Annotated in this window: 1 pseudogene; it reads left to right on the top strand. The window is 61.4% G+C overall.

The features are described 5' to 3' along the window. Positions 1 to 324, top strand: a pseudogene (locus B7449_RS18315) (MobF family relaxase); the annotation flags it as partial.

Raw genomic sequence — 324 nt, 5'->3', positions numbered from 1 at the left:
TCCGATGGCGCGACGTTTGAGGCGGTCCGGAACCAGAGGGCGCTTGGGGACACGACGCGCATCACCAGTGACGACCTGTGGAAACACGTCGCAAAGAAAATGGCGCATAAACCCTATAAATCATTAGGCACGGATCTGGTTGCCCGAACCCGCAAGGCCCGGGATGCGAGGATCCGGGAACTGATCGCGCTTGGGCGCATGCAGGAGACACTGACGAAGTCAGGTCGCCCCTATGGAAGGGAGATTATTCTGGAAACGCAGGCGCGGCAGGCCGAGCGCCTGCATAAGGCGCGTCTGGCCGAGATCGACGCCAGGCTGCAGGTC

It is taken from the genome of Komagataeibacter intermedius TF2, from assembly GCF_000964425.1.
GTDB classification, from domain to species: domain Bacteria; phylum Pseudomonadota; class Alphaproteobacteria; order Acetobacterales; family Acetobacteraceae; genus Komagataeibacter; species Komagataeibacter intermedius.
Note: the sequence above shows the minus strand (reverse complement) of the source record. Positions and strands in the feature narration are given on the sequence as shown.